This window comes from uncultured Winogradskyella sp. (assembly GCF_937958655.1).
GTDB lineage: Bacteria > Bacteroidota > Bacteroidia > Flavobacteriales > Flavobacteriaceae > Winogradskyella.
This window is the reverse complement of the sequence record NZ_CALGNH010000070.1, coordinates 19287-40887: the sequence shown is the minus strand read 5'-3', so window position 1 is coordinate 40887 and position 21601 is coordinate 19287. Positions and strand designations below refer to the sequence as shown.

Sequence of the window (21601 nt, the reverse complement as noted above, 5' to 3'; positions counted from 1 at the left end):
GTAAAGATGTTTGGAATGTTGGTTTGATACTTTCCGTATTCGGCTTTATAGTTTGATCGTACATCTTTCTCTAATCCTAACTTATCTGCTAATGTCGATTCTGGACCCGTAAAACCAAGTGCTAATAAGGCTAAATCACATGGCCACGTTTTTTCTGTACCAGCAATTTCTATTAATTTAGGTCGCTCACCAGGAACCATTTCCCATTCTACATGCACCGTTTTTAGAGCAGTCAATTTTCCATTTTTATCCGTTACAAATTCTTTAGTGTTAATCAACCAATTACGTTCTACACCTTCTTTATGAGACGATGATGTTTTTAACTGCAACGGCCAATAAGGCCATGGTGTCGCTGGTGAACGATGTCCTGGTGGTTTTGGCATAATTTCAAAATTAACTACAGACTTTGCTCCTTGTCGATTCGATGTACCAATACAATCACTTCCTGTATCTCCACCACCAATAACAATCACATTTTTATCTGTTGCTAGTACTTGGTCTTTTACCTTCTGTCCAAACACCACTTTGGTTTGTTGGGTTAAAAAATCCATAGCTTGTACCACTCCATCAGCATCAATTCCTGGTGTTGGCAGACTTCGTCTTTCGGTTGCTCCACCACAAAGTACAACGGCATCAAACTTTTTTAAATCTTCAACATCATAGTTCACACCTACATTGACGTTGGTTTTAAATACAATGCCTTCGGCTTCAAGAATCGCTAAACGACGATCTATAATCTCCTTTTCCATTTTAAAATTAGGAATGCCGTAACGCAATAGGCCACCAATAGCATCATCGCGTTCAAAAACGGTGACGGTATGACCAGCTCTGTTTAATTGTTGTGCTGCAGCTAAACCAGCAGGACCAGAACCTACAACTGCAATCGTTTTCCCTGTTCTTGTTTTTGGTGGTTGTGGTTTAATCCAACCTTCTTTAAACGCACGCTCAACAATATTTTTTTCAATGTTTTCTATAGAAACTGGATCTTCAATAAGGCCTAAAACACAAGCTTGCTCGCATGGAGCAGGACATAAACGTCCTGTAAATTCTGGAAAGTTATTGGTGGAATGTAATATCCAAGACGCTTTTTGCCACTCACCTTGATGTACCATATGGTTAAAATCTGGAATTAAATTCCCTAGCGGACAACCACTATGACAAAATGGAATTCCACAATCCATACAACGCGATCCTTGTTCGGTCATATCCTTATCATTAAGCGGTACCGTAAATTCTTTGTAATGTTTTACACGATCCTTTACTGGCTTATACTTTTCGTCTTTTCTTTCGAATTCTTTAAAACCTGTTACTTTTCCCATTTCTATTACTGCGAAAGCAGTCCCGACGATTTCGGGATTATCTAACTTTCTAATTTTAATTGTTTCAATCTTGTAAGGTTTTTGCAACCTCGCAAAATATACGTTATAGTTTTTAGACCCCTAAAGTCCCCTCAAAGGGACAATCCGGTAAACAAACTTCTTAACTACTGTCCCCTTAAGGGGACTTTAGGGGTGTTTTTAAAATTTTTCTACTATACAACTTCTAATGCCTCAACCATTTGTTCTTCAGTCTCTAAACGTTTCAATGCACGCTTGTATTCCGTTGGCATTACTTTGACAAAATGATTTAAACTCGTCTCCCAATCTGCTAATAATTCAGAGCCTCTATTACTTTTTGTGTATTTCACATGCTTCTCAATCAATGCTTTTAATTCGTTAGCGTCTTTCTTAAGGATCTTTTCAAATTCAATGGTTTCAGTATTACATAAGCCATTTACAAATTTGTTTTCTGGATCGTAAACGTAAGCGATACCACCACTCATACCAGCCGCAAAGTTTCGTCCTGTTTTACCAAGCACTACTACTTTTCCACCTGTCATATACTCACAGCAATGGTCACCAACACCTTCTACGACGGCTGTAGCTCCAGAGTTTCTTACAGCAAAACGCTCTCCTGCTATTCCGTTAATGTAAGCTTCACCTTCAACAGCTCCAAAAAGACAAACATTACCTACAATAATATTATTCTCAGCTAAGAAATCTGCCTTAGCTGGTTTCTTTACAATTAACTTGGCGCCAGATAAACCTTTACCTAAATAATCATTCGTATTTCCGTCGAGGATAAAGCTTAATCCATGAGCTCCAAAAGCGCCAAAACTCTGACCTGCTGAGCCTTCAAAATTGATATTCAATGTATCTTCTGGCAGGCCTAAATGCCCATATATTTTTGAAATCTCATTACTCACAATGGCTCCTACCGTTCGGTTTGTATTCTTTATTGGATAGGACAAATTCATTTGCTCCTTTCTATATAGAGCACGATGTGAATCTTTAAGAATTTGGAAATCTAGCACATCATCAATATTATGGTCTTGCTTTTCAGTATTCTTAACCGTCATCTGATGATATTCTGCTGGTCTATGTAATATTGAAGATAGGTCTAAACCTTTTGCTTTGTAATGATCTATGGCTTTATTGGCATTTATTTTCTGTGTTTGACCGATCATTTCCGACATGGTTCTAAATCCTAACTCTGCCATAATACCTCTTAATTCTTCTGCAATATAGTAGAAGAAATTAATGACATGCTCTGGTGTGCCTTTAAAGTTTTTACGCAACTCTTTATCTTGGGTTGCGATACCTACAGGACAGGTATTTAAATGACACTTACGCATCATTATACAACCTGAAGCTACTAAAGGTGCTGTTGCAAATCCGAATTCTTCAGCACCTAACAACGCTGCTATAGCAACATCTCTACCGGTTTTTAATTGGCCATCACACTCTACTACAATTCGGCTTCTCAAATTATTAAGCACTAAGGTTTGTTGTGCCTCTGCTAAACCAAGTTCCCAAGGTAAGCCAGCATGTTTTAATGAGGTTAATGGTGAGGCACCTGTACCGCCATCATAACCCGAAATTAACACCACATCTGCCTTGGCTTTTGCAACACCTGCCGCAATGGTACCAACACCAACTTCTGACACTAGTTTTACATTGATTCTAGCATCGCGATTTGCATTCTTTAAATCGTAAATTAATTGTGCTAAATCTTCAATAGAGTAAATATCGTGATGTGGTGGTGGTGAAATTAAACCAACAAATGGTGTTGAGTTACGTGCTGCAGCAATCCAAGGTAATACTTTCTCACCTGGTAACTGACCACCCTCTCCAGGCTTTGCTCCTTGTGCCATTTTTATTTGAATTTCCTTGGCGTTAGTTAAATAATGCGATGTAACACCAAAACGCCCAGAAGCCACTTGTTTAATCGCAGAGTTTCTGCTATCTCCATTAGCATCTGGTTGAAAACGATTACGATCCTCTCCACCCTCTCCTGAGTTAGATTTACCACCAATTCGGTTCATCGCAATGGCTAAATTTTCGTGTGCTTCACGAGAAATAGAACCGTAAGACATCGCTCCTGTTTTAAAACGCTTTACAATTTCGGTCCAAGGTTCTACTTCTTCAATAGGAATAGGATCGATATTATTAAACTCAAATAACCCACGAATGGTCATTAAGTTTTTTGATTGTTCATTAATGTTTTTTGCATACACGTCATAACTCTTCTGGTCACTCAATCTCACGGCTTGTTGAAGTTTAGCTACCGTTGTTGGATTAAACAAGTGACGCTCTCCATTACGTCTCCATCTGTAATCGCCACCAATATTTAAACCTAAACGCTTGTCTATTTGCTTATCTGGATAGGCGTATTTGTAACGCTTATCTATCTCTTTTTCAATTTCATATAAACCTATACCCTCAATTCTTGAAGTGGTATATGGGAAGTATTTTTCTACAAATTGAGAATTAAAACCTACGATTTCAAAAATCTGAGAACCTCTGTAAGAATGTAAGGTTGAGATGCCTATTTTATTCATCACCTTTAAAATGCCTTTCCCTATTGCTTTATTGAAATTATCAACGGCTTGTTGCTCATCCATATCTGTAATGAAGCCATCTTTAACTTGCATTCTAATGATTTCATTCACCATATAAGGGTTTACAGCACTAGCACCATAACCAAATAGAGTAGCAAAATGATGTGGCTCTCTTGGCTCAGCAGATTCTATAATAATGTCAAAATAAGAACGCTTGCGTAAACGGTTCATCTGATGGTTAACGTAAGAACAGGCTAACAATGCAGGGATTGGTGCTTTTTCTTTGCTTACTCCTCGATCTGATAGAATAATGATATTGGTCTTGCGATCTAAGGCCTTTTCAATTTGAATAATGATATGATCTAAAGCATCTTCAAGCCCGTTAAGCCCTTGGTCTTTGGCATATAACATCTCAATAGTTTCGGCTTTAAAGCTTTCTACTGTTATGTTTCTGATTTTTTCTAAGTCGTCATTTGAAATAACAGGATTCTGAATTTTTAATTTCCTGCATTGACGTTCTGTTATGCTAAAAATATTCCTATCCTTACCTAAAGATAGGCTAATATCGGTTACAATTTCTTCTCTAATACCATCTAAAGGCGGATTGGTTACCTGTGCAAATAATTGCTTAAAATAGTTAGAGATTAATTGAGGTTTACTCGATAAAACCGCTAAAGGCGTATCTATTCCCATTGAGCCTAAGGCTTCTTTAGCCTTTTGTGCCATTGGTGTAATGACTTCTTGAATATCCTCGAACGTATAGTTAAATAAACGTTGTCTTGTTTTTATATCTAGGGTTTCTACAGGGCAACTTGTCCCTGTGTACGGAATATCTTTAAGATGTAACCTAGTTTTATCTAACCATTTTTGATAAGGTCTCTCTTTTACAATCTTACTCTTAATTTCTTCGTCATTAATTATACGGCCTTGGTTCATATCTACCAAGAACATTTTGCCTGGCTCTAAACGACCATGACTTTCTATATCCTCTGGCTCTATATCTACCACTCCAATTTCTGATGACATAATGAGTTTACCACTTTTAGTAACCGTATAGCGAGACGGACGTAAGCCGTTTCTATCTAACAACGCACCTATGTAATTACCGTCTGTAAAAGGGACTGAAGCTGGGCCATCCCAAGGCTCCATAATACAAGCATTATACTCGTAAAATGCTTTACGCTCTGGTGACATGGTCTTATGCTTTTCCCATGCTTCTGGTATCATCATCATCATTACTTCTGGTAAAGAACGCCCTGTGTGTGTTAATAATTCTACAACCATATCCATAGAGGCAGAGTCTGATTTTCCTGGTAAAATAATAGGGAATAACTTCTCTATTTGCGGCCCAAAGACATCACTTTTCATAATCTCCTCGCGCACACGCATACGACTTACGTTACCTCGTAGTGTATTAATTTCACCATTCTGACACATAAATCGGAAAGGTTGCGCTAGCTCCCAAGTTGGCATTGTATTGGTAGAAAAACGCTGATGCACTAAAGCTAAGCGTGTTACCAAATCATCTTCTTGTAAATCTTTATAATAGCGTCCAATATCTTCTGGCATAATAATACCTTTATATATCAGCGTATTCATTGATAAACTTGAAACATAAAAATAAGCGCTTTGCGACATCTTAGATTTTCTGATGGTATGCTCGGTTATTTTACGTGCAGCATAAAGTTTTGCATTAAAATCTTCCTCGGATATTTCATTTGATTTACCAACAAAAAGTTGCTCTATATTAGGTTCTGATGCTAAGGCAATTTCACCCAATTGGGTAGAATCTACAGGCACTTCTCTCCAACCAATAACAGAAAGTCCTTGCGCAAGAATTTCGTTTTCAAAAGTTGTCTTACAAAATTTATACTGGTTGGTGTTCTTTGGTAAAAATACCATACCCACAGCATATTTACCTTTTACAGGCACATCAAAACCACAAACTCGCCTAAAAAAGGTATGAGGAATATCTATTAACAGACCTGCACCATCACCTGTTTTACCATCTGCACTAACACCTCCTCTGTGTTCTAGTTTTACAAGAATTTCTAGGGCATCATGTATAATTTGGTTGGTCTTTTCACCTTTAAGATTACATATAAATCCGGCACCACAATTTTCGTGTTCAAATTCTGGTAAATAAAGCCCTTGATTCTTCAGCATAATTCAGAAAATTTTGAGGTTTTTAGCCCCATATTATACCTCTAATATATGGGTAAGAATTCGATTAAAAAAAAAGGAAAAAAACTTTTCCCATATCAGTAATTAAGCAGATTTTAAATAGAAATATGATAATTTTTTAGCCATAAAATGAATAATACTCAAGATTACGATTTACTTAAATAAATCTTAAATATTACGAAAACGATTTAGAGCTCCCTTTTAAATTGAGAATAATTAAAATTCAGAAAGAAATAAATTGAAAAATCTCAATTTTTGGATTACAGATATTCCAAAAAATGTCGTAAAAAAATAAAAACCCCAAAGATTTTAGGGTATAAAATGGTTTTATCACAAAAATTAAATTAATACCCTATTTTTTTTGGGGGTCTAAAATAAATTAAGAAGATTTGTGGGCTAAATAACATTTTTAACTATTAAGAATTATGAAAAAAATTATTACCCTTTGTATGTTCACTTTTGCATTTTCTTTATTCGCACAAGAAGAAGAGGAAAAGAAATCGTTTAACTTTAGTGGAAGTATAGACGCTTATTATAGAGCAAACTTAACGGCTCCTAATGATGAAAATGCCATTGCCCCAGGATCATCTTTTGCTAATTTACCTGGTTTTGCCTTAGGCATGGCTAATCTTGTAGCGTCTTATGAAGGCGAAAAAGTTGGTTTTGTTGCTGATTTAGTTTTTGGCCCTAGAGGAACTGATGCCATCTTTAACTCACCTATGGTAGGTCCTACGAGTAGCACAATCTCTACAGGTAACATCGTTAACCAATTATATGCATACTGGAATGTTAGCGAATCTGTAACGCTTACGCTTGGTAACTTCAATACGTTTTTAGGTTACGAAGTTATTTCGCCAGTAGCTAATTTTAACTACAGTACATCTTACCTTTTCTCTTATGGTCCCTTTAGCCATACAGGTTTAAAAGCTGATTTTGCGTTATCGGATGACTTAAGCCTTATGTTAGGTGTATTTAATGACACTGACCTTACTGAATTTAACCCAACAGGAGATTATGCTGCTGGTGCACAGTTAGGATACAAAGACCAATTCTTAAATGTATTATACGATCCTTCTTTCTTTGAGATTGACTTTACAGGTGGATTTGATTTGTCTGATGACTTTTTCTTAGGAATTAATGCTGCGTATTTAAGCTTAGAAGACGATGCAGGTGGATTTGTTGGTGCTGCCCTTTACCCTCAATATACAGTATCAGATACTTTTGCTCTTGGATTAAGAGGAGAGTACTTTGCTGAAGACGGAAACTTTGGTGCTATAGGATCTGGTGTTGACGATAGTAGCGTATTTGCTGCAACATTAACAGGTAGTTTTACTATTGAAGATAGCTTAATTATTAAACCAGAAATTAGATTAGATAGTGCCTCTGACGATGCCTTTATCGATAACGACTTAGCAGCAACTAAGAGTTTAGGTTCTTTCTTATTAGCGGCTGTTTATAAATTCTAACTAATACATAAAACAATGAAAAAAGTTGAAGCAATTATTAGAAAATCTAAATTTTCTACAGTAAAAAAAGCCCTTCACGAAGTTGGTGTAAATTTCTTTTCCTATTGGGATGTTACCGGACTTGGAAATGAAAAAGAAGGTCATGTTTATAGAGGTGTGTCTTACAGCACAAGCGATATTCAAAGACGCTATTTATCTATAGTGGTTAATGACGACTTTGAAGATATTACAATAAAAACTATAATCGAATCGGCCGCTACAGGTGATGTAGGAGACGGTAAAATCTTTGTATCGCACATTGATGAAGTCTACAGAATACGAACAGGCGAAAAAGGAGGACAAACTTTAAAATAAAACTAATGGAATTACTTACAACAAATAATGTATGGATGATGATCTGTACAGCGCTCGTTTTCTTTATGCATACTGGATTTGCATTTTTAGAAATTGGGTTAACACGACAAAAAAATACAATTAACATATTATTTAAGAATATATTTATAATCACTGTTGGTTTATTATTGTACTACATCGGAGGATTTAATCTTATGTACCCAGGCTTTGCTGAAGGCTCTGCAGGCATTATTGATTTTGCAGGTTTTGGTATTGCAGCACCGGAAAACGGAATGACAGCAGAATACGCAGACGGAGGATACACTTGGTGGACTGACTTCTTATTTCAAGGAATGTTTGCAGCTACAGCAGCAACTATTGTTTCTGGAGCCGTTGCAGAACGTATGAAAATTGGACCATTTATGATATTTACTGTAATCTATGTAGGCTTAGTTTACCCTATTGCTGGCTCATGGAAATGGGGAGGTGGATTTTTAGATCAATTAGGTTTTTATGATTTTGCAGGTTCTACTCTAGTACATTCAGTTGGTGGATGGGCAGCGTTAGTTGCTGTATATTTATTGGGTGCTCGTACTGGTAAATTTAAAGACGGTAAAGTACAGGCTATACCTGGACATAATATTCCATTAGCAACAGCAGGCGTTTTAATCCTATGGTTAGGATGGTTTGGTTTTAATGGAGGTTCAGTACTTTCAGCAGATCCTGAATTAACATCTTTAACTTTAGTTACAACTTGCTTAGCTGCCGCTGCTGGTGGTGTTGTTGCTGCAATTGTATCCTTTATTAAATTTAAAAACTTAGATTTAACTATGTTTTTAAATGGTATTTTAGGTGGTTTAGTTGGTATAACAGCTGGTGCAGATGTTATGACGCCAGAAAGCGCTATTATAATTGGAGCCATTGCAGGTGTACTAATTGTTTTTGCTGTTAGTTTTATTGACAACTTAAAATTAGATGATCCTGTTGGAGCTATAGCTGTACATTTAATTTGTGGAATTTGGGGAACTTTAGCAGTAGGTATCTTTTCTACTAACCCAGAACACACATTTTTAATTCAATTAACAGGTGTTGCTTGTTACGCTGGCTTCTGTTTAGTATCATCTTTCCTAATCATATTCGTACTAAAGAAAACGGTTGGTATTAGAGTTTCTGAACGCGAAGAACTAGAAGGTTTAGATAAACATGAACATGGTATGAGTGCTTATTCAGATTTTAGAATGAATGAACACTAAAAAATTAGAATTGATTAGCTATTAATCAAGACTTTTTGTTAGTTAACCCTCTAGGAAATTTCCTAGAGGGTTTTTTAATATGCTCATTAAAAATTAATAGTCTTTAGAATTACAAAACGTAAAACCTACAACCCAACTCATACACACCTATAAACCCATAAAAAAACCTACTAAATTTAAGTTTAGTAGGCTTATTGCTATTAATATAAAAGTCTTACGAACTCGTAAGGATTATTTATGCTGAGTTTCTACTCGCATTTATGTTACCAAACAACGAACGTGTAACCATACTTGCAAAAATCTTCATTTGCTCATCATCTGGTTTTACTCCAGCTTTTTCTAACTCCTGAATCTTCTTTAGCGCATATTGCTGAATCGTTAACAATGGCAACACTATAGATTCTCTTACAGCAATAGATGCTTTACCCGCTGGCTCCTCTTGCATCAACTCTTTATAGCCTGTAAGTTTTAAAATGAGGCGCTTTGAGGTTTCGTATTCGTTATAAATAATTTTCCAGAAATCTCCATACTCAGGATCTTCTGACATGTACCGCGTTAAATCAAAGAATGATTTAGAGAGCGACATCATACTATTTTCTATCAACGTTTTAAAGAAATCTGATGTTTTAAATAAGTGTTGTACTTTTTTAAATTCCCCAGCATCTTCATAATGTTTTAACGCTGTACCAACTCCAAAAAAGCCAGGTACATTTTGTTTTAACTGACTCCAAGACCCCACAAACGGAATGGCTCTTAGATCTTCGAACACTAAACTATCGGACTTACCACGCTTAGACGGACGACTTCCTATATTAGTTTTAGCATAATACTTAAGTGTACTCATATGCTCTAAATAGGATATAAACTTAGGATGCGCTTTAAAATCTGAGTAAGCCTTATAACTACGTTCTGACAAATCGTTCATTACTTCTCTATTTTCTGGAAGCATACTTAAATCTGTATCACTTATACTGTTATGAATACCAGAACTAATTAATTGCTCTAGATTATACTGCGAGGATTCTAAGGTTCCGAAATTAGAACTAATGGTTTGTCCCTGTATGGTTAACTGTACTTCTTTATCTTCTATAGTTGGACCAAGAGACGCATAAAAATTGTGTGTTTTACCGCCACCACGTGCTGGTGGCCCACCACGACCATCAAAGAAAATTACTGTAACACCATACTTTCTAGACACTGCCGTTAAGTTCTCTTTTGCTCTGTATATTGCCCAATTGGCCATTAGATAACCTCCATCTTTGGTACCATCACTAAAACCTAACATAATGGTTTGTCTATTACCTCTAGATTTTAAATGCTTGGCATATTCTGGATTTGAATACAAATCTTCCATAACCTTAGGTGCATTTTGCAAATCGGTTACGGTTTCAAAAAGTGGTCCTATGTCTACAGTTAATTCATCTTGAAATGCCACTAACTTTAACATTGCAAACAACTGCATAACATTAAGCGTTGTTTGATTGTTACTAATAATGTAGCGGTTAGCAGCTTTCTCACCATTATTACCTTGTATGGTCTTAATAGCTTTCATTGTATTTAAAGCTTTAAGCGTTTCTTCATCTTTAATTAGAGATAAATCAACCTTACCTTTTACCTTAGATAATAATTGTACTTGTTCCTCTTCTGATAAGTCATGATAATTTTTTGGGAAAATATCGCTTCCACTTTCTATTAATGCATTAACCATATCACTGAAGAATTGGTTATGCTTACGACTATCTTGTCTTATATCTAGGTTAGCAAAATGAAAACCAAACAGGTGTATTTTATTAAGCAAACTATTTACTTCTGAAACATAAAGTGACTTATGATTATCTATAAGTAAATCCTTAATGACTTTCATTTCTGAAGCAAAATGCTCAACTGTTAAATTAGATGGTTTATTGGTAATTATCTTCCAAAGTTCTGTTTCTAAAGCAACAATGCGCTCTTCTACACCAACAAAGGTTAGTTTTCGTCTTAAGCGACGCGCATCTCTATAATAATTTTTTATAACCGTTGCATGCAAACGTTCTGCAACATTAAGTGTTATTTGTGGTGTTACAAATGGGTTACCATCTCTGTCACCACCTGGCCAAAAGCCTATGTTTATAATATCATTTTCAATTTGCTCACCATCAAATATGTTTTGCTGAATGTAATCGTAAATTTTTCCGAAGGATTCATAAAACACATTTTCTAAATACCAAATTAAGCTTACAGCTTCATCGTAAGGGGTTGGCTTTTTGTGTTTAAAGAAAGGAGTCTTGCCAAGTTGCGCTAATAAATTATTAATTCTTAATAAATCATTTTCTCTTATAGCTTCTGTTAAATCGGTAATAATTCCTAACACCGAACCTGGATAAAATTGTGTTGGATGAGCCGTTAAAACAATCCTAACTTTAAACTCTTCTAAATACTTTTTTAATGTATCTAGTTTATTATCTTTTGTTACCGACTCTTTTAAACTTCTTAGCGTCCCAATACCATCCATGTTATTTACAACAGGGAAAGCAGCATCTTCAATAGCATCAAACAAAACAACTTGGCGCTCTATATATTGAATAAACCTGAATAATAAATTGATCTGACTTTTAGCAGATCTCCTTGCTTGATATTTTTCAAAAAACGTATCAACAATTGTTGTAGGATCATCTTTGTTTTCAAATCCTTTTTGACACGTCTCATGAAACAAAGGCAATAAAACACCTGTTTTAGTAATTGTATCAAATGGTAAGGTCATAAATATACTGTTGTATATCTGATATTTAGACAATACATTTTGATTAAACCTTGTAAGTTTTGGTTGTGTAGACATTATAAATTATTCTATTTAGAATTTATAAAGGTAGTGAAGTCTTAACAAAAGAAATCACCGACTCATTAATATTACGGTTTCAATAAATAGGGCTCATAAAATTAAACATACTTAAAATTAAAGCTATAAAAAATATAATTTTAGTAATGCTTTTTTTTATCATTATATGATGGTGGACTGCCCCAAATGAATATTCGTAAAATTTAAATTTGTTTCGTTAGGATTACTAATAAAGTCTTCAATAAATTCACCTACTCTACTTGTGGTAACGTTTTCAAACTTTGTATTAATATCTGGTGTTGTAATATCTAATTTTAAAGACTTTTCTACCGCCAATCTAATTAATTCGGCCTCGCTCAATAATTCAAAATGATCTAATAGCATTGCCGCAGATAAGATAGATGCAATTGGGTTGGCTATACCTTTACCTGTTGCTTGAGGGAATGATCCATGAATAGGCTCAAACATGGCATACTTATCGCCAACGGAAGCCGATGCTAATAGCCCAATTGAGCCACCTATAACACTTGCTTCATCACTAATAATATCTCCAAACATATTCTCAGTTAAAATAACATCAAACTGTTTTGGGTTTAATATCATTTGCATTGCTGCGTTGTCTACAAATAAAAAGTCTAAATCTACATCACTGTACTGCGCAGCTACTTCACCCACTACTTTTCTCCATAATCTTGAACTCTCTAGCACATTAGCTTTATCTACCAATGTTACTTTATTATTTCTATTTTGTGCCGCCTGAAATGCCAAATGCGTTATGCGCTCTATCTCATTACGTGAATACACACATAAGTCTGATGCTTCATTACCGTCTTCACTCAAATGCTTTTCACCAAAATAAATTCCTCCTGTTAGCTCTCTATATATACTGATATCTGTACCCTGAATAATGTTCTTTTTTAAGGGAGATTTATCCAATAAAGTTTCATAAGCTTTTACAGGTCTAATATTAGCATATAATCCTAACTCCTTTCTTAGTTTCAACAAGCCTTGTTCAGGACGTATTTTAGCAGCTGGATTATTATCATACTTAGGGTGACCAATTGCTCCAAATAATACAGCATCGCTAGATTTACATAAATTCAAAGTTTCATCTGGCAGAGGATTATTATAGTTATCAATAGCAATTGCTCCTACATCTGCTTTTGTAAACTTAAAATCGTGATTAAACTCTAAAGCAATTGCCTTTAAAGCTTTTATGGCCTGATTAGTAACTTCTGGTCCTATACCATCACCTGGTAAAACTGCTATACTTAATTTCATAAACTAATTAATATATTTTCTGAGCTTCGAAAGCCTCAATTAAATTCTTGTTATTTATGAGATAATCAATGTCATCGTATCCATTGATCATGCATGTTTTCTTATAGGCATCAATTTCAAAATTCTCAGAAGCTTCTGAACCTACAATAGAAATGGTTTGATTTTGAAGATTTACCTCGATCTCAGTTTCTGGATGCGCCTTAATTGTATGTAATAACGTTTTTAAAAATGCCTCTGAAACTTGTACCGGTAACAGACCATTGTTTAAAGCATTGCCTTTAAAAATATCTGCAAAAAAACTAGACACCACAACTTTAAAGCCGTATCCTACTATTGCCCAAGCTGCATGTTCTCTACTAGATCCACACCCAAAATTATCTCCTGCAACTAATATACTCCCTGTAAATTTTGAGTCATTTAAGACAAAGTCCTTGTTTTCTGAGCCGTCTTTATGAAATCTCCAATCTCTAAATACATTATCGCCAAATCCTTTTTTATCGGTTGCTTTTAAAAACCGTGCTGGTATAATTTGGTCTGTATCTACATTCTCAATGTTTAACGGAATTGCTGTTGACCGTAATGTTGTAAATTTTTCCATAGTAATGCCCACGTAAGTGGGTATCTCTTTATTTTTTATAAAATACCTACAAGGTTTTAAAAACCTTGCAGGATAAAACTAATTTAAATGTTTCGTAATATCAATTATTTTCCCTTCAACCGCTGTAGCGGCAGCTACTAATGGGCTGGCCAATATGGTTCTTGAACCCTGCCCTTGTCGGCCTTCAAAATTTCTATTAGATGTTGACACACAGTATTCACCTTGCGGAATTTTATCATCATTCATGGCCAAACATGCAGAGCATCCTGGTTGACGCAGTTCAAAACCTGCTTCATCAAAAACAGCTTTTAAGCCTTCTTCTATAATTTGAGCTTCTACTTGTTTGCTTCCTGGCACTAACCAAGCTGTAACGTTAGCTGCTTTTTTCTTTCCTTTTATGTAGTTGGCAGCAACCCTAAAATCTTCAATCCTAGAATTGGTGCAACTTCCAATGAATACAAAGTTGATTGGTTTGTTTATTAAACTTTCTCCAGCTTCAAAATTCATATAAGCTAAGGATTTTTTAAATGATGGGTTTTCATCAACAGGAATGGTTTCAGAAATCTTTATACCCATACCTGGGTTTGTACCATAGGTAACCATTGGTTCTATATCTTCTGCGTCAAAAACGTACTCTTTATGAAATTGAGCACCATCATCGGTTGGTAGTGTTTTCCAATAGGCAACTTTCTTTTCAAAATCTTCGCCTTGTGGCGCAAACTTCCTGCCTTTAATATAGTTAAAAGTAGTTTCATCTGGCGCAATCATACCACCACGTGCTCCCATTTCAATACTCATATTACAGACTGTCATACGACCTTCCATGCTCATTTCCTCAAACACATTCCCTGCATATTCGCAGAAATAGCCTGTACCTGAATTGGTTCCTAGCTTTGAAATGATATATAAAATAACATCTTTTGGTAAGACGCCACGCTGCAATTTTCCATTAACGGTAACCCTTAAACTTTTAGGTTTGGTAAGCAACAAGCACTGACTCGCAAAAACTTGAGCCACTTGGCTTGTGCCTATACCGAATGCAATAGCTCCAAAGGCACCATGAGTAGAGGTATGACTATCACCACAGACCATGGTAATCCCTGGTTGCGTCACTCCTAACTCGGGAGCCATTACATGCACAATTCCATTATACTGATGTCCTAACTCATATAATGTAATATTGTTTTTTTTACAATTTTTAGATAACTGCTCTAACTGTTGACGAGATAATACATCTCTTACAGGTTGATCTTGGTTTAATGTTGGTGTGTTATGATCTGCAGTAGCCAGAATTTGATCTGGTCTAAAAATAGGAATTCCGCGATCTTCCAATTCATTGAAAGCTTGCGGACTCGTTACTTCGTGTATAAGATGTTTGTCTATGTATAATATTTGTGGCCCATTGTCTATACTACTGACCACATGAGAATCCCAGACTTTATCAAATAATGTTTTTTTTGTTGTCATTAATGAATTTAGTTATCATTAGTTTTATTAGTAACCATGCCATAATTGGTCTTATCAACCAAGGGCTCGTTTTCAACTATTAATTAGAGAGAATTTCTTTGTAAACCTTACTTGTTTCAATAATCTCATGTATATCACTGTCATTAATTTCTTTCTTTTGGTCAGCAAAATGTAAAAAGTTAGCATATACCTCATCTAATTGTAACTTGGTTAATTCATAACCTACATTTTTAGCTCTATACGCTAAAGCTGCTCTACCACTCCTCGCCGTTAATACAATTGCAGATTCGGTAACGCCTACATCTTTTGGGTCCATAATCTCATAAGTTTCTCTGTTCTTAATTACTCCATCTTGATGAATACCTGAACTGTGTGCAAAAGCATTAGCACCAACTATAGCTTTATTAGGCTGTGTGTAAATTCCCATACTATCACTGACCAATTGGCTAAGACCATATAACATAGAGGTATTAATATCGGTGTCTAATTTTAGATATGGATGTTGCTTCAATACCATAACAACTTCTTCTAAAGCCGTATTACCCGCACGCTCTCCAATACCATTTATTGTACATTCTATCTGGCGCGCACCATTAATAACACCTTCAATAGAGTTAGCCGTTGCTAATCCTAAATCATTATGACAATGACACGATAAAATCGCCTTTTCAATACCTTTTACATTTTCTTTAAGGTATTTAATCTTGGCGCCATATTCACTAGGTAAACAATAGCCTGTTGTATCAGGAATATTTAAAACCGTTGCACCAGCTTTAATAGCAGTTTCGCAAACTCTAGCTAAATATTCATTATCTGTTCTACCAGCATCTTCAGCATAAAACTCAACATCCTCTACAAAAGACTTAGCGTATTTTACCGCAGCATAAGCACGCTCTAAAATAGCTTCTTTTGTCGTTTTAAACTTATGAACAATGTGCGAATCTGAAGTACCAATACCTGTGTGGATTCTTGGTTTTACAGCATATTTTAAAGCCTCTGAAGCTACTTTTATATCATTTTCTACGGAACGTGTTAAACCACAAACCGTAGCGTTTTTTACTATTTTAGAAATGGCTTCTACCGATTTAAAGTCGCCAGGACTAGAAACTGGGAAGCCAGCTTCGATAACATCGACACCTAAAGCATCTAATTGTTTAGCTATAATAACTTTTTGCTCTGTATTAAGCTTACAACCAGGAACTTGTTCTCCATCCCTTAGCGTAGTATCAAAGATTTGTATCTTGTTATTTGACATATATCAAAATATATTTATAGTATTGTCTTACGAATATATATTTTGAGTTTACTTTACCAGTTCTTCATTGAAATGATTTTACGATGTTCAAAATAATATTAGCAATTTAAAAAACTGATTACCAGAACTATAAACCAATTTAGTGTTGACAACTAAAGGCCAAAAAGACAATTTATTTTCACTTGTAAAGTCATTGACAAAATCAGAGAAGCGCCAATTTAAACTTTATGTTGGGAGATTGGGTGTTAACTCTGATTCTAAGTTTTTAAATTTATTTAATCTGTTAGATAAAGCTAAGGTTTACAATGAACGATCAATTTTAAAAAATAATGTTGTAAAAAAACAACAACTTGCTAATGTTAAAGCGCATTTATACAAGCAGATATTAATTAGTTTAAAATTAAATCCTTCGCATCAAAATATACGGTCGCAAATTAGAGAACAACTCGATTTTGCATCCATTTTATACCATAAAGGCTTATACAAGCAGAGTTTAAAAATACTAGGTAAAGCCAAAGAATTAGCCTTTGCTAACGAAGAAAAGAATATGGCTTTTGAAATTGTAGAACTCGAAAAAGTTATTGAAGCACAATACATCACTAGGAGTATTAACACTAGAGCAGATGAGTTAATACAAGAGGCCGAAACACTGAGCAATCTTAACATAATTGCAAGTCAATTATCTAATTTATCACTTCAACTTTACAGTATAATTCTAAAAACAGGCTACGTAAAGAATGAAACTGAAGCCTTAAAAATTAAAACATTCTTTGAAAATAGAATGCCAATGTTTACGATAAAAGACTTAGGATTTAGAGAAAAATTATGGCTATACAGAACCTATTTATGGTATAGTTTTTTGATGCAAGATTTTTTAAACTGCTACAAATACGCAAAAAAATGGGTGGATATATTTTATGAAAATAAAAATATGATAAGCCTAAACCCTGTTTTCTTTTTAAAAGGTAACAATTACCTTTTAGAAACTCTTTTCTTTATAGGTGATAAAAACAAGTTTACAAAAAAACTTACAGTGTTTGAAAACACAGTAAACAAAGCTAGCTTTATAAAAAATGAAAATGTTGCAACCTTAGTCTTTCTTTATTCAAATTTTCATAACGTTAACAAACATTTTATTGATGGCAGTTTTAATGAGGGGCTAGAGCTAATTCCTAGAATAGAAGATGACTTAAAGGTATATGATGACAAAATTGATGCGCATCATAAAATGATATTTTACTACAAATTTGCAAGTTTACATTTTGGAGCGGGTAATAATAAAGCATGTATTTTTTATTTAAATAAAATTATTTCAAACAGAACGCTGTCAATGCGCGAAGACTTACTATGCTTCTCTAGAGTCTTAAATCTTGTAGCACATTATGAGGCAGGTATAGATTATCATTTAGACACCCTTCTAAGAAGCACTTACAAGTTTTTAATTAAAATGAATGACCTGCACGAAGTGCAAAAAGAGATGATTAAGTTTATTCGTGGTCTACAAGACATCTACCCACAAGATCTAAAAAATGCATTTAAAGACCTGCATAAACGACTAAAAGTATACGAAGATCATCCTTTTGAGCGCAGAGCATTTCTTTACCTAGACATTATATCTTGGCTAGAAAGTAAAATTGAAAACAAACCCGTAGGGCAAGTTATTAGAGATAAATATTTAACAAAAAACGCTAACTAGGTATTCTTAATTCACAAAAAAAGTCATAAAAATTAAATTAAATTTGGATTTTAAAGTTTTGTATCGCAATATTTGCACTCACAAAGTTCAAAACACTTACTGAAATGTTATCAAGAAAGGTGGAGGGAATAGACCCGATGAAACCTTAGCAACCCTCAGATTTACTGAGAAGGTGCTAAATTCTACCCAAACAAGCAAGTCATTTTTTGCAAATTTGGATAGATAACTCATAACTAATTGCCCATCTGTAATTAGTATTTCTTTATAACATTTTTCTATTAAGTACGCTTCTCTCTTCGATTATATTTAGGGAACAAAAGAGGCATATTTGACTTTTGGTTTAATCGTGCTATTAAAAAAATAGCATACATATTTAACTCAAAAAAAATTAGAAAAATGAGTACTCAAAAATTCGCAACAAAAGCATTACATTCTGGACACGATTTCCAAAACAATGGTGGTACAAGAGCTGTTCCAATTTATCAATCTACAGCTTATGTTTTTAATGATTCTGACCACGCAGCAAATCTTTTTGCACTGGCAGAAACTGGTAATATTTATACCAGAATAAACAACCCTACGAACGATGTTTTAGAGCAGCGTTTAGCAGATTTAGAAGGAGGAATTGCCGCAGTAGTAACCGCTTCGGGAACTTCTGCAATCGCAACAAGTTTACTAACCTTATTAAAAGCAGGAGATCATATTGTTGCTTCTAGCAGTTTGTATGGTGGTACTTACAATTTGTTAAGCGTTACATTACCAAGACATGGTATTACAACAACATTTGTAGACCCATCTGATTCAGAAAACTTTAATAAAGCTGCTCAAGAAAATACAAGAGCATTCTTTATTGAATCTCTTGGAAATCCTAAGCTAGATGTATTAGATATTGAAGCTATTTCTAAAGAAGCGAAAGCACATAAAGTCCCTTTAATTGTAGATAATACAGTAGTAACTCCATATTTATTAAACCCTATTGAGCACGGTGCTAATATTGTTATACACTCATTAACAAAATACATTAACGGAAACGGTACAGCATTAGGTGGTGTTATTATTGACGCAGGTACTTTTGATTGGACAAATGGAAAATTCCCAGAATTTACAGAGCCATCTGCAGGTTACCACGGTTTAGTTTATAGTGAAGCCTTAGAAGCGGCAGCATTCATAGCTAAAGTAAGAATTGAAGGGTTAAGAGATTACGGAGGAGCACTGAGCCCTTTTAATGCATTTCAAATCATTCAAGGTTTAGAAACGTTAGAGCTGCGTATAAATAAACACAGTGAAAACGCGCTTGAGTTAGCACAATGGTTACAAAAACAACCAGAAGTTAATTGGGTAAATTATCCTGGTTTAGAAACTAGCAAATACAATGATTTAGCAAAAAAATACTTACCTAAAGGCCAAAGTGGTATTGTAACCTTTGGTGTTGATGGTGGTTTTGACGCTGCAAAAACTATAGCAGACGCAACCAAATTATTTTCGTTATTAGCTAATATTGGCGATACAAAATCGTTAATTATTCATCCAGCAAGTACAACACATCAGCAGTTAGACGACGCAGCGCAAGAAAGCACTGGAGTTACAAAAGATCTTATTCGTTTATCTGTAGGTATAGAAAATATAGACGACTTAAAAGCGGATTTAAAAGAAGCATTTGCAGTTGTAAAAGAACAATTAAAACTTCAGAAATAGTTGTATTTAATTAGTGATGGTTATTAAAAACAGATGTCTTTTAATTAAGACATCTGTTTAAATGCGTTTAATATGAGTGATTTAAAACATATCAATATACGAGGTTATAAAACCGAAAGTGGTAAGACTAATGACATCTCATTATCTTACCAAACTTTTGGTCTACCTTTAGGTAAAGCACCAATTGTTTTGGTGATACATGCCCTTACAGGAAATTCTAAAGTTGTTGGCGAAGATGGTTGGTGGAAAAGTCTTATCGGAGATAACAAATGTATTGATACAAAAAATTACACCATATTAGCCTTTAATATTCCGGGAAACGGGTTTGATAACAACCCTAAACATCTTATAGAAAACTACAAAGATTATATAGCTAAAGATATTGCTAAGCTTTTTGCACTTGGCCTTGAGCAGTTAAAAATAGACAACATTTTTACATGTATTGGCGGATCTGTAGGAGGTGGTATTGCTTGGGAATTAGCGGCACTAAAGCCCAATTTATTTGAGCATTTAATACCTGTGGCAACAGACTGGAAATCTACAGATTGGTTAATTGCAAATTGCCATATACAAGATGCTATCCTCAACCATTCTAGTGAGGCATTAGCTGATGCAAGGATGCACGCCATGACCTTATATCGTACACCAGAATCTTTAAAACAAAAATTTAATAGAACTAAAAAGAACGATGCGCTTTTTAATATAGAGTCTTGGTTAAATTATCATGGCGACTATTTAACAAGCCGTTTTAATTTATCGGCTTACAAAATGATGAATCAAATACTACGGACTATTGATATTTGTAGAGATGGTGAAGATTTTATAAACGTTGCTTCAAAGATTTCTGCTTCAATTCATATAGTAACTATTAATACTGATTTATTCTTTAAACCCGAAGAAAACTGGAACACTTTTGTTGAATTAAAAAGTGTCAAGGAAAATGTAAGTATTCATGAAATTAAATCCATACATGGTCACGATGCATTTTTAATAGAATATGACCAGTTGGCAAAATTCTTAAAGCCTATTTTTAAAGTAAAAGCAACAACATTTGTTTCCGCTTCAGAGTATGTAGCATGAAGAAAATATAATAAATAACAAAACCCGAACGTAGTGTTCGGGTTTTTTGTTTTTAAAAAAGAAACGTCCTAATTAATTATTTCTGTAATCTTTAAGAATTAATTTCGACAAAAAAGTTCTATATTGAGTTTTTAATCACAAAACCGAATACCTCATTATTACGTAGGTATATTAATTACAATTACTTCAATATTTATGTCTAAAACCTATTACGATCCGGCTGACCTAAGAAAGTTTGGAAAAATCACAGAATGGAGTGAGGAATTGGGTAACAAATTCTTTGAATACTATGGAAAAGTTTTTGAAGAAGGAGCATTAACAGCCAGAGAAAAATCCTTAATTGCCTTAGCTGTTGCGCACACAGAACAATGCCCTTATTGTATAGATGCGTATACAAAAGATGGACTTCAGCGTGGTGTTACAAAAGAAGAAATGATGGAAGCCATACACGTAGGTGCGGCAATTAAGAGTGGCGCAACCTTAGTGCACGGTGTACAAATGATGAATAAGGTTAATAAATTAGACGGCTAATTGTAATTAACGATTGTAGATTTGCGAGTACAGCCTCTTAACTCGTAAATGATACATCTTAATT

General features: G+C 34.6%; 14 protein-coding genes and 1 riboswitch. Of the genes, 7 read left to right on the top strand and 7 right to left on the bottom strand.

The window, feature by feature from the left end; translation table 11 throughout:
• A partial coding sequence (locus tag Q0800_RS12505; RefSeq protein ID WP_299130322.1) for a glutamate synthase subunit beta occupies positions 1–1319 on the bottom strand: 1319 nt, incomplete at its 3' end.
• A 212-nt stretch (positions 1320–1531) separates the two neighbouring features.
• On the bottom strand, positions 1532–6046 hold the full coding sequence (gene gltB, locus Q0800_RS12500) for a glutamate synthase large subunit (RefSeq protein ID WP_299130317.1): 4515 nt from the start codon (positions 6044–6046) through the stop codon (positions 1532–1534).
• Positions 6047–6489: 443 nt separating this feature from the next.
• Here gltB and Q0800_RS12495 point away from each other — a divergent pair, with 443 nt between their 5' ends.
• Genes Q0800_RS12495 through amt form a run of 3 tightly spaced genes read left to right on the top strand, consistent with a single transcriptional unit; the run spans position 6490 to position 9116 of the window.
• Positions 6490–7530, top strand: coding sequence for a porin (locus Q0800_RS12495; protein ID WP_299130314.1), 1041 nt, complete (start codon positions 6490–6492; stop codon positions 7528–7530).
• A gap of 15 nt (positions 7531–7545) precedes the next feature.
• Positions 7546–7884, top strand: coding sequence for a P-II family nitrogen regulator (locus Q0800_RS12490; protein WP_299130312.1), 339 nt, complete (start codon positions 7546–7548; stop codon positions 7882–7884).
• 5 nt (positions 7885–7889) lie between these two features.
• Positions 7890–9116: an ammonium transporter gene (gene amt, locus Q0800_RS12485; protein WP_299130309.1), complete on the top strand. Its 1227-nt coding sequence runs from the start codon at positions 7890–7892 to the stop codon at positions 9114–9116.
• A 235-nt stretch (positions 9117–9351) separates the two neighbouring features.
• Here the strand turns inward: amt and Q0800_RS12480 are convergent, their stop codons facing one another.
• The 5 genes from Q0800_RS12480 to Q0800_RS12460 form a co-directional block, all read right to left on the bottom strand.
• Positions 9352–11934 (bottom strand): phosphoenolpyruvate carboxylase, encoded by a 2583-nt coding sequence (locus Q0800_RS12480; RefSeq protein WP_299130307.1) that lies wholly within the window; start codon positions 11932–11934, stop codon positions 9352–9354.
• A 162-nt stretch (positions 11935–12096) separates the two neighbouring features.
• Positions 12097–13215 (bottom strand): 3-isopropylmalate dehydrogenase, encoded by a 1119-nt coding sequence (leuB, locus tag Q0800_RS12475; RefSeq protein WP_299130303.1) that lies wholly within the window; start codon positions 13213–13215, stop codon positions 12097–12099.
• A gap of 7 nt (positions 13216–13222) precedes the next feature.
• Positions 13223–13813 carry a 3-isopropylmalate dehydratase small subunit gene (gene leuD, locus Q0800_RS12470; RefSeq protein ID WP_299130300.1) on the bottom strand — a complete coding sequence of 197 codons (591 nt, stop codon included), beginning with the start codon at positions 13811–13813 and terminating at the stop codon, positions 13223–13225.
• Between the two features lie 78 nt (positions 13814–13891).
• Positions 13892–15280: a 3-isopropylmalate dehydratase large subunit gene (gene leuC, locus Q0800_RS12465; RefSeq protein WP_299130296.1), complete on the bottom strand. Its 1389-nt coding sequence runs from the start codon at positions 15278–15280 to the stop codon at positions 13892–13894.
• Between the two features lie 79 nt (positions 15281–15359).
• Positions 15360–16535: a 2-isopropylmalate synthase gene (locus Q0800_RS12460; protein WP_299130294.1), complete on the bottom strand. Its 1176-nt coding sequence runs from the start codon at positions 16533–16535 to the stop codon at positions 15360–15362.
• A 145-nt stretch (positions 16536–16680) separates the two neighbouring features.
• Here Q0800_RS12460 and Q0800_RS12455 point away from each other — a divergent pair, with 145 nt between their 5' ends.
• The 4 genes from Q0800_RS12455 (at position 16681) to Q0800_RS12440 (ending at position 21537) form a co-directional block, all read left to right on the top strand.
• Positions 16681–18231: a hypothetical protein gene (locus Q0800_RS12455; RefSeq protein ID WP_299130319.1), complete on the top strand. Its 1551-nt coding sequence runs from the start codon at positions 16681–16683 to the stop codon at positions 18229–18231.
• A 104-nt stretch (positions 18232–18335) separates the two neighbouring features.
• A riboswitch (SAM riboswitch) is annotated at positions 18336–18460 on the top strand.
• A gap of 167 nt (positions 18461–18627) precedes the next feature.
• A complete protein-coding gene (locus tag Q0800_RS12450; protein WP_299130292.1) occupies positions 18628–19926 on the top strand; it encodes an O-acetylhomoserine aminocarboxypropyltransferase/cysteine synthase in 1299 nt (432 codons plus the stop codon).
• A 72-nt stretch (positions 19927–19998) separates the two neighbouring features.
• The gene (locus Q0800_RS12445) at positions 19999–21006 is read left to right on the top strand and encodes an alpha/beta fold hydrolase (protein WP_299130289.1); all 1008 of its coding nucleotides are present in this window, start codon (positions 19999–20001) and stop codon (positions 21004–21006) included.
• Positions 21007–21201: 195 nt separating this feature from the next.
• Positions 21202–21537 (top strand): arsenosugar biosynthesis-associated peroxidase-like protein, encoded by a 336-nt coding sequence (locus tag Q0800_RS12440; RefSeq protein WP_102756891.1) that lies wholly within the window; start codon positions 21202–21204, stop codon positions 21535–21537.
• Positions 21538–21601 lie beyond the last annotated feature (64 nt).

Coding starts and splice junctions, on each gene's coding strand:
- gltB (WP_299130317.1), bottom strand. CDS start 6,046: ATGCTGAAGAATCAAGGGCTTTATTTACCAGAATTTGAACACGAAAAT.
- Q0800_RS12495 (WP_299130314.1), top strand. CDS start 6,490: ATGAAAAAAATTATTACCCTTTGTATGTTCACTTTTGCATTTTCTTTA.
- Q0800_RS12490 (WP_299130312.1), top strand. CDS start 7,546: ATGAAAAAAGTTGAAGCAATTATTAGAAAATCTAAATTTTCTACAGTA.
- amt (WP_299130309.1), top strand. CDS start 7,890: ATGGAATTACTTACAACAAATAATGTATGGATGATGATCTGTACAGCG.
- Q0800_RS12480 (WP_299130307.1), bottom strand. CDS start 11,934: ATGTCTACACAACCAAAACTTACAAGGTTTAATCAAAATGTATTGTCT.
- leuB (WP_299130303.1), bottom strand. CDS start 13,215: ATGAAATTAAGTATAGCAGTTTTACCAGGTGATGGTATAGGACCAGAA.
- leuD (WP_299130300.1), bottom strand. CDS start 13,813: ATGGAAAAATTTACAACATTACGGTCAACAGCAATTCCGTTAAACATT.
- leuC (WP_299130296.1), bottom strand. CDS start 15,280: ATGACAACAAAAAAAACATTATTTGATAAAGTCTGGGATTCTCATGTG.
- Q0800_RS12460 (WP_299130294.1), bottom strand. CDS start 16,535: ATGTCAAATAACAAGATACAAATCTTTGATACTACGCTAAGGGATGGA.
- Q0800_RS12450 (WP_299130292.1), top strand. CDS start 18,628: ATGAGTACTCAAAAATTCGCAACAAAAGCATTACATTCTGGACACGAT.
- Q0800_RS12445 (WP_299130289.1), top strand. CDS start 19,999: ATGAGTGATTTAAAACATATCAATATACGAGGTTATAAAACCGAAAGT.
- Q0800_RS12440 (WP_102756891.1), top strand. CDS start 21,202: ATGTCTAAAACCTATTACGATCCGGCTGACCTAAGAAAGTTTGGAAAA.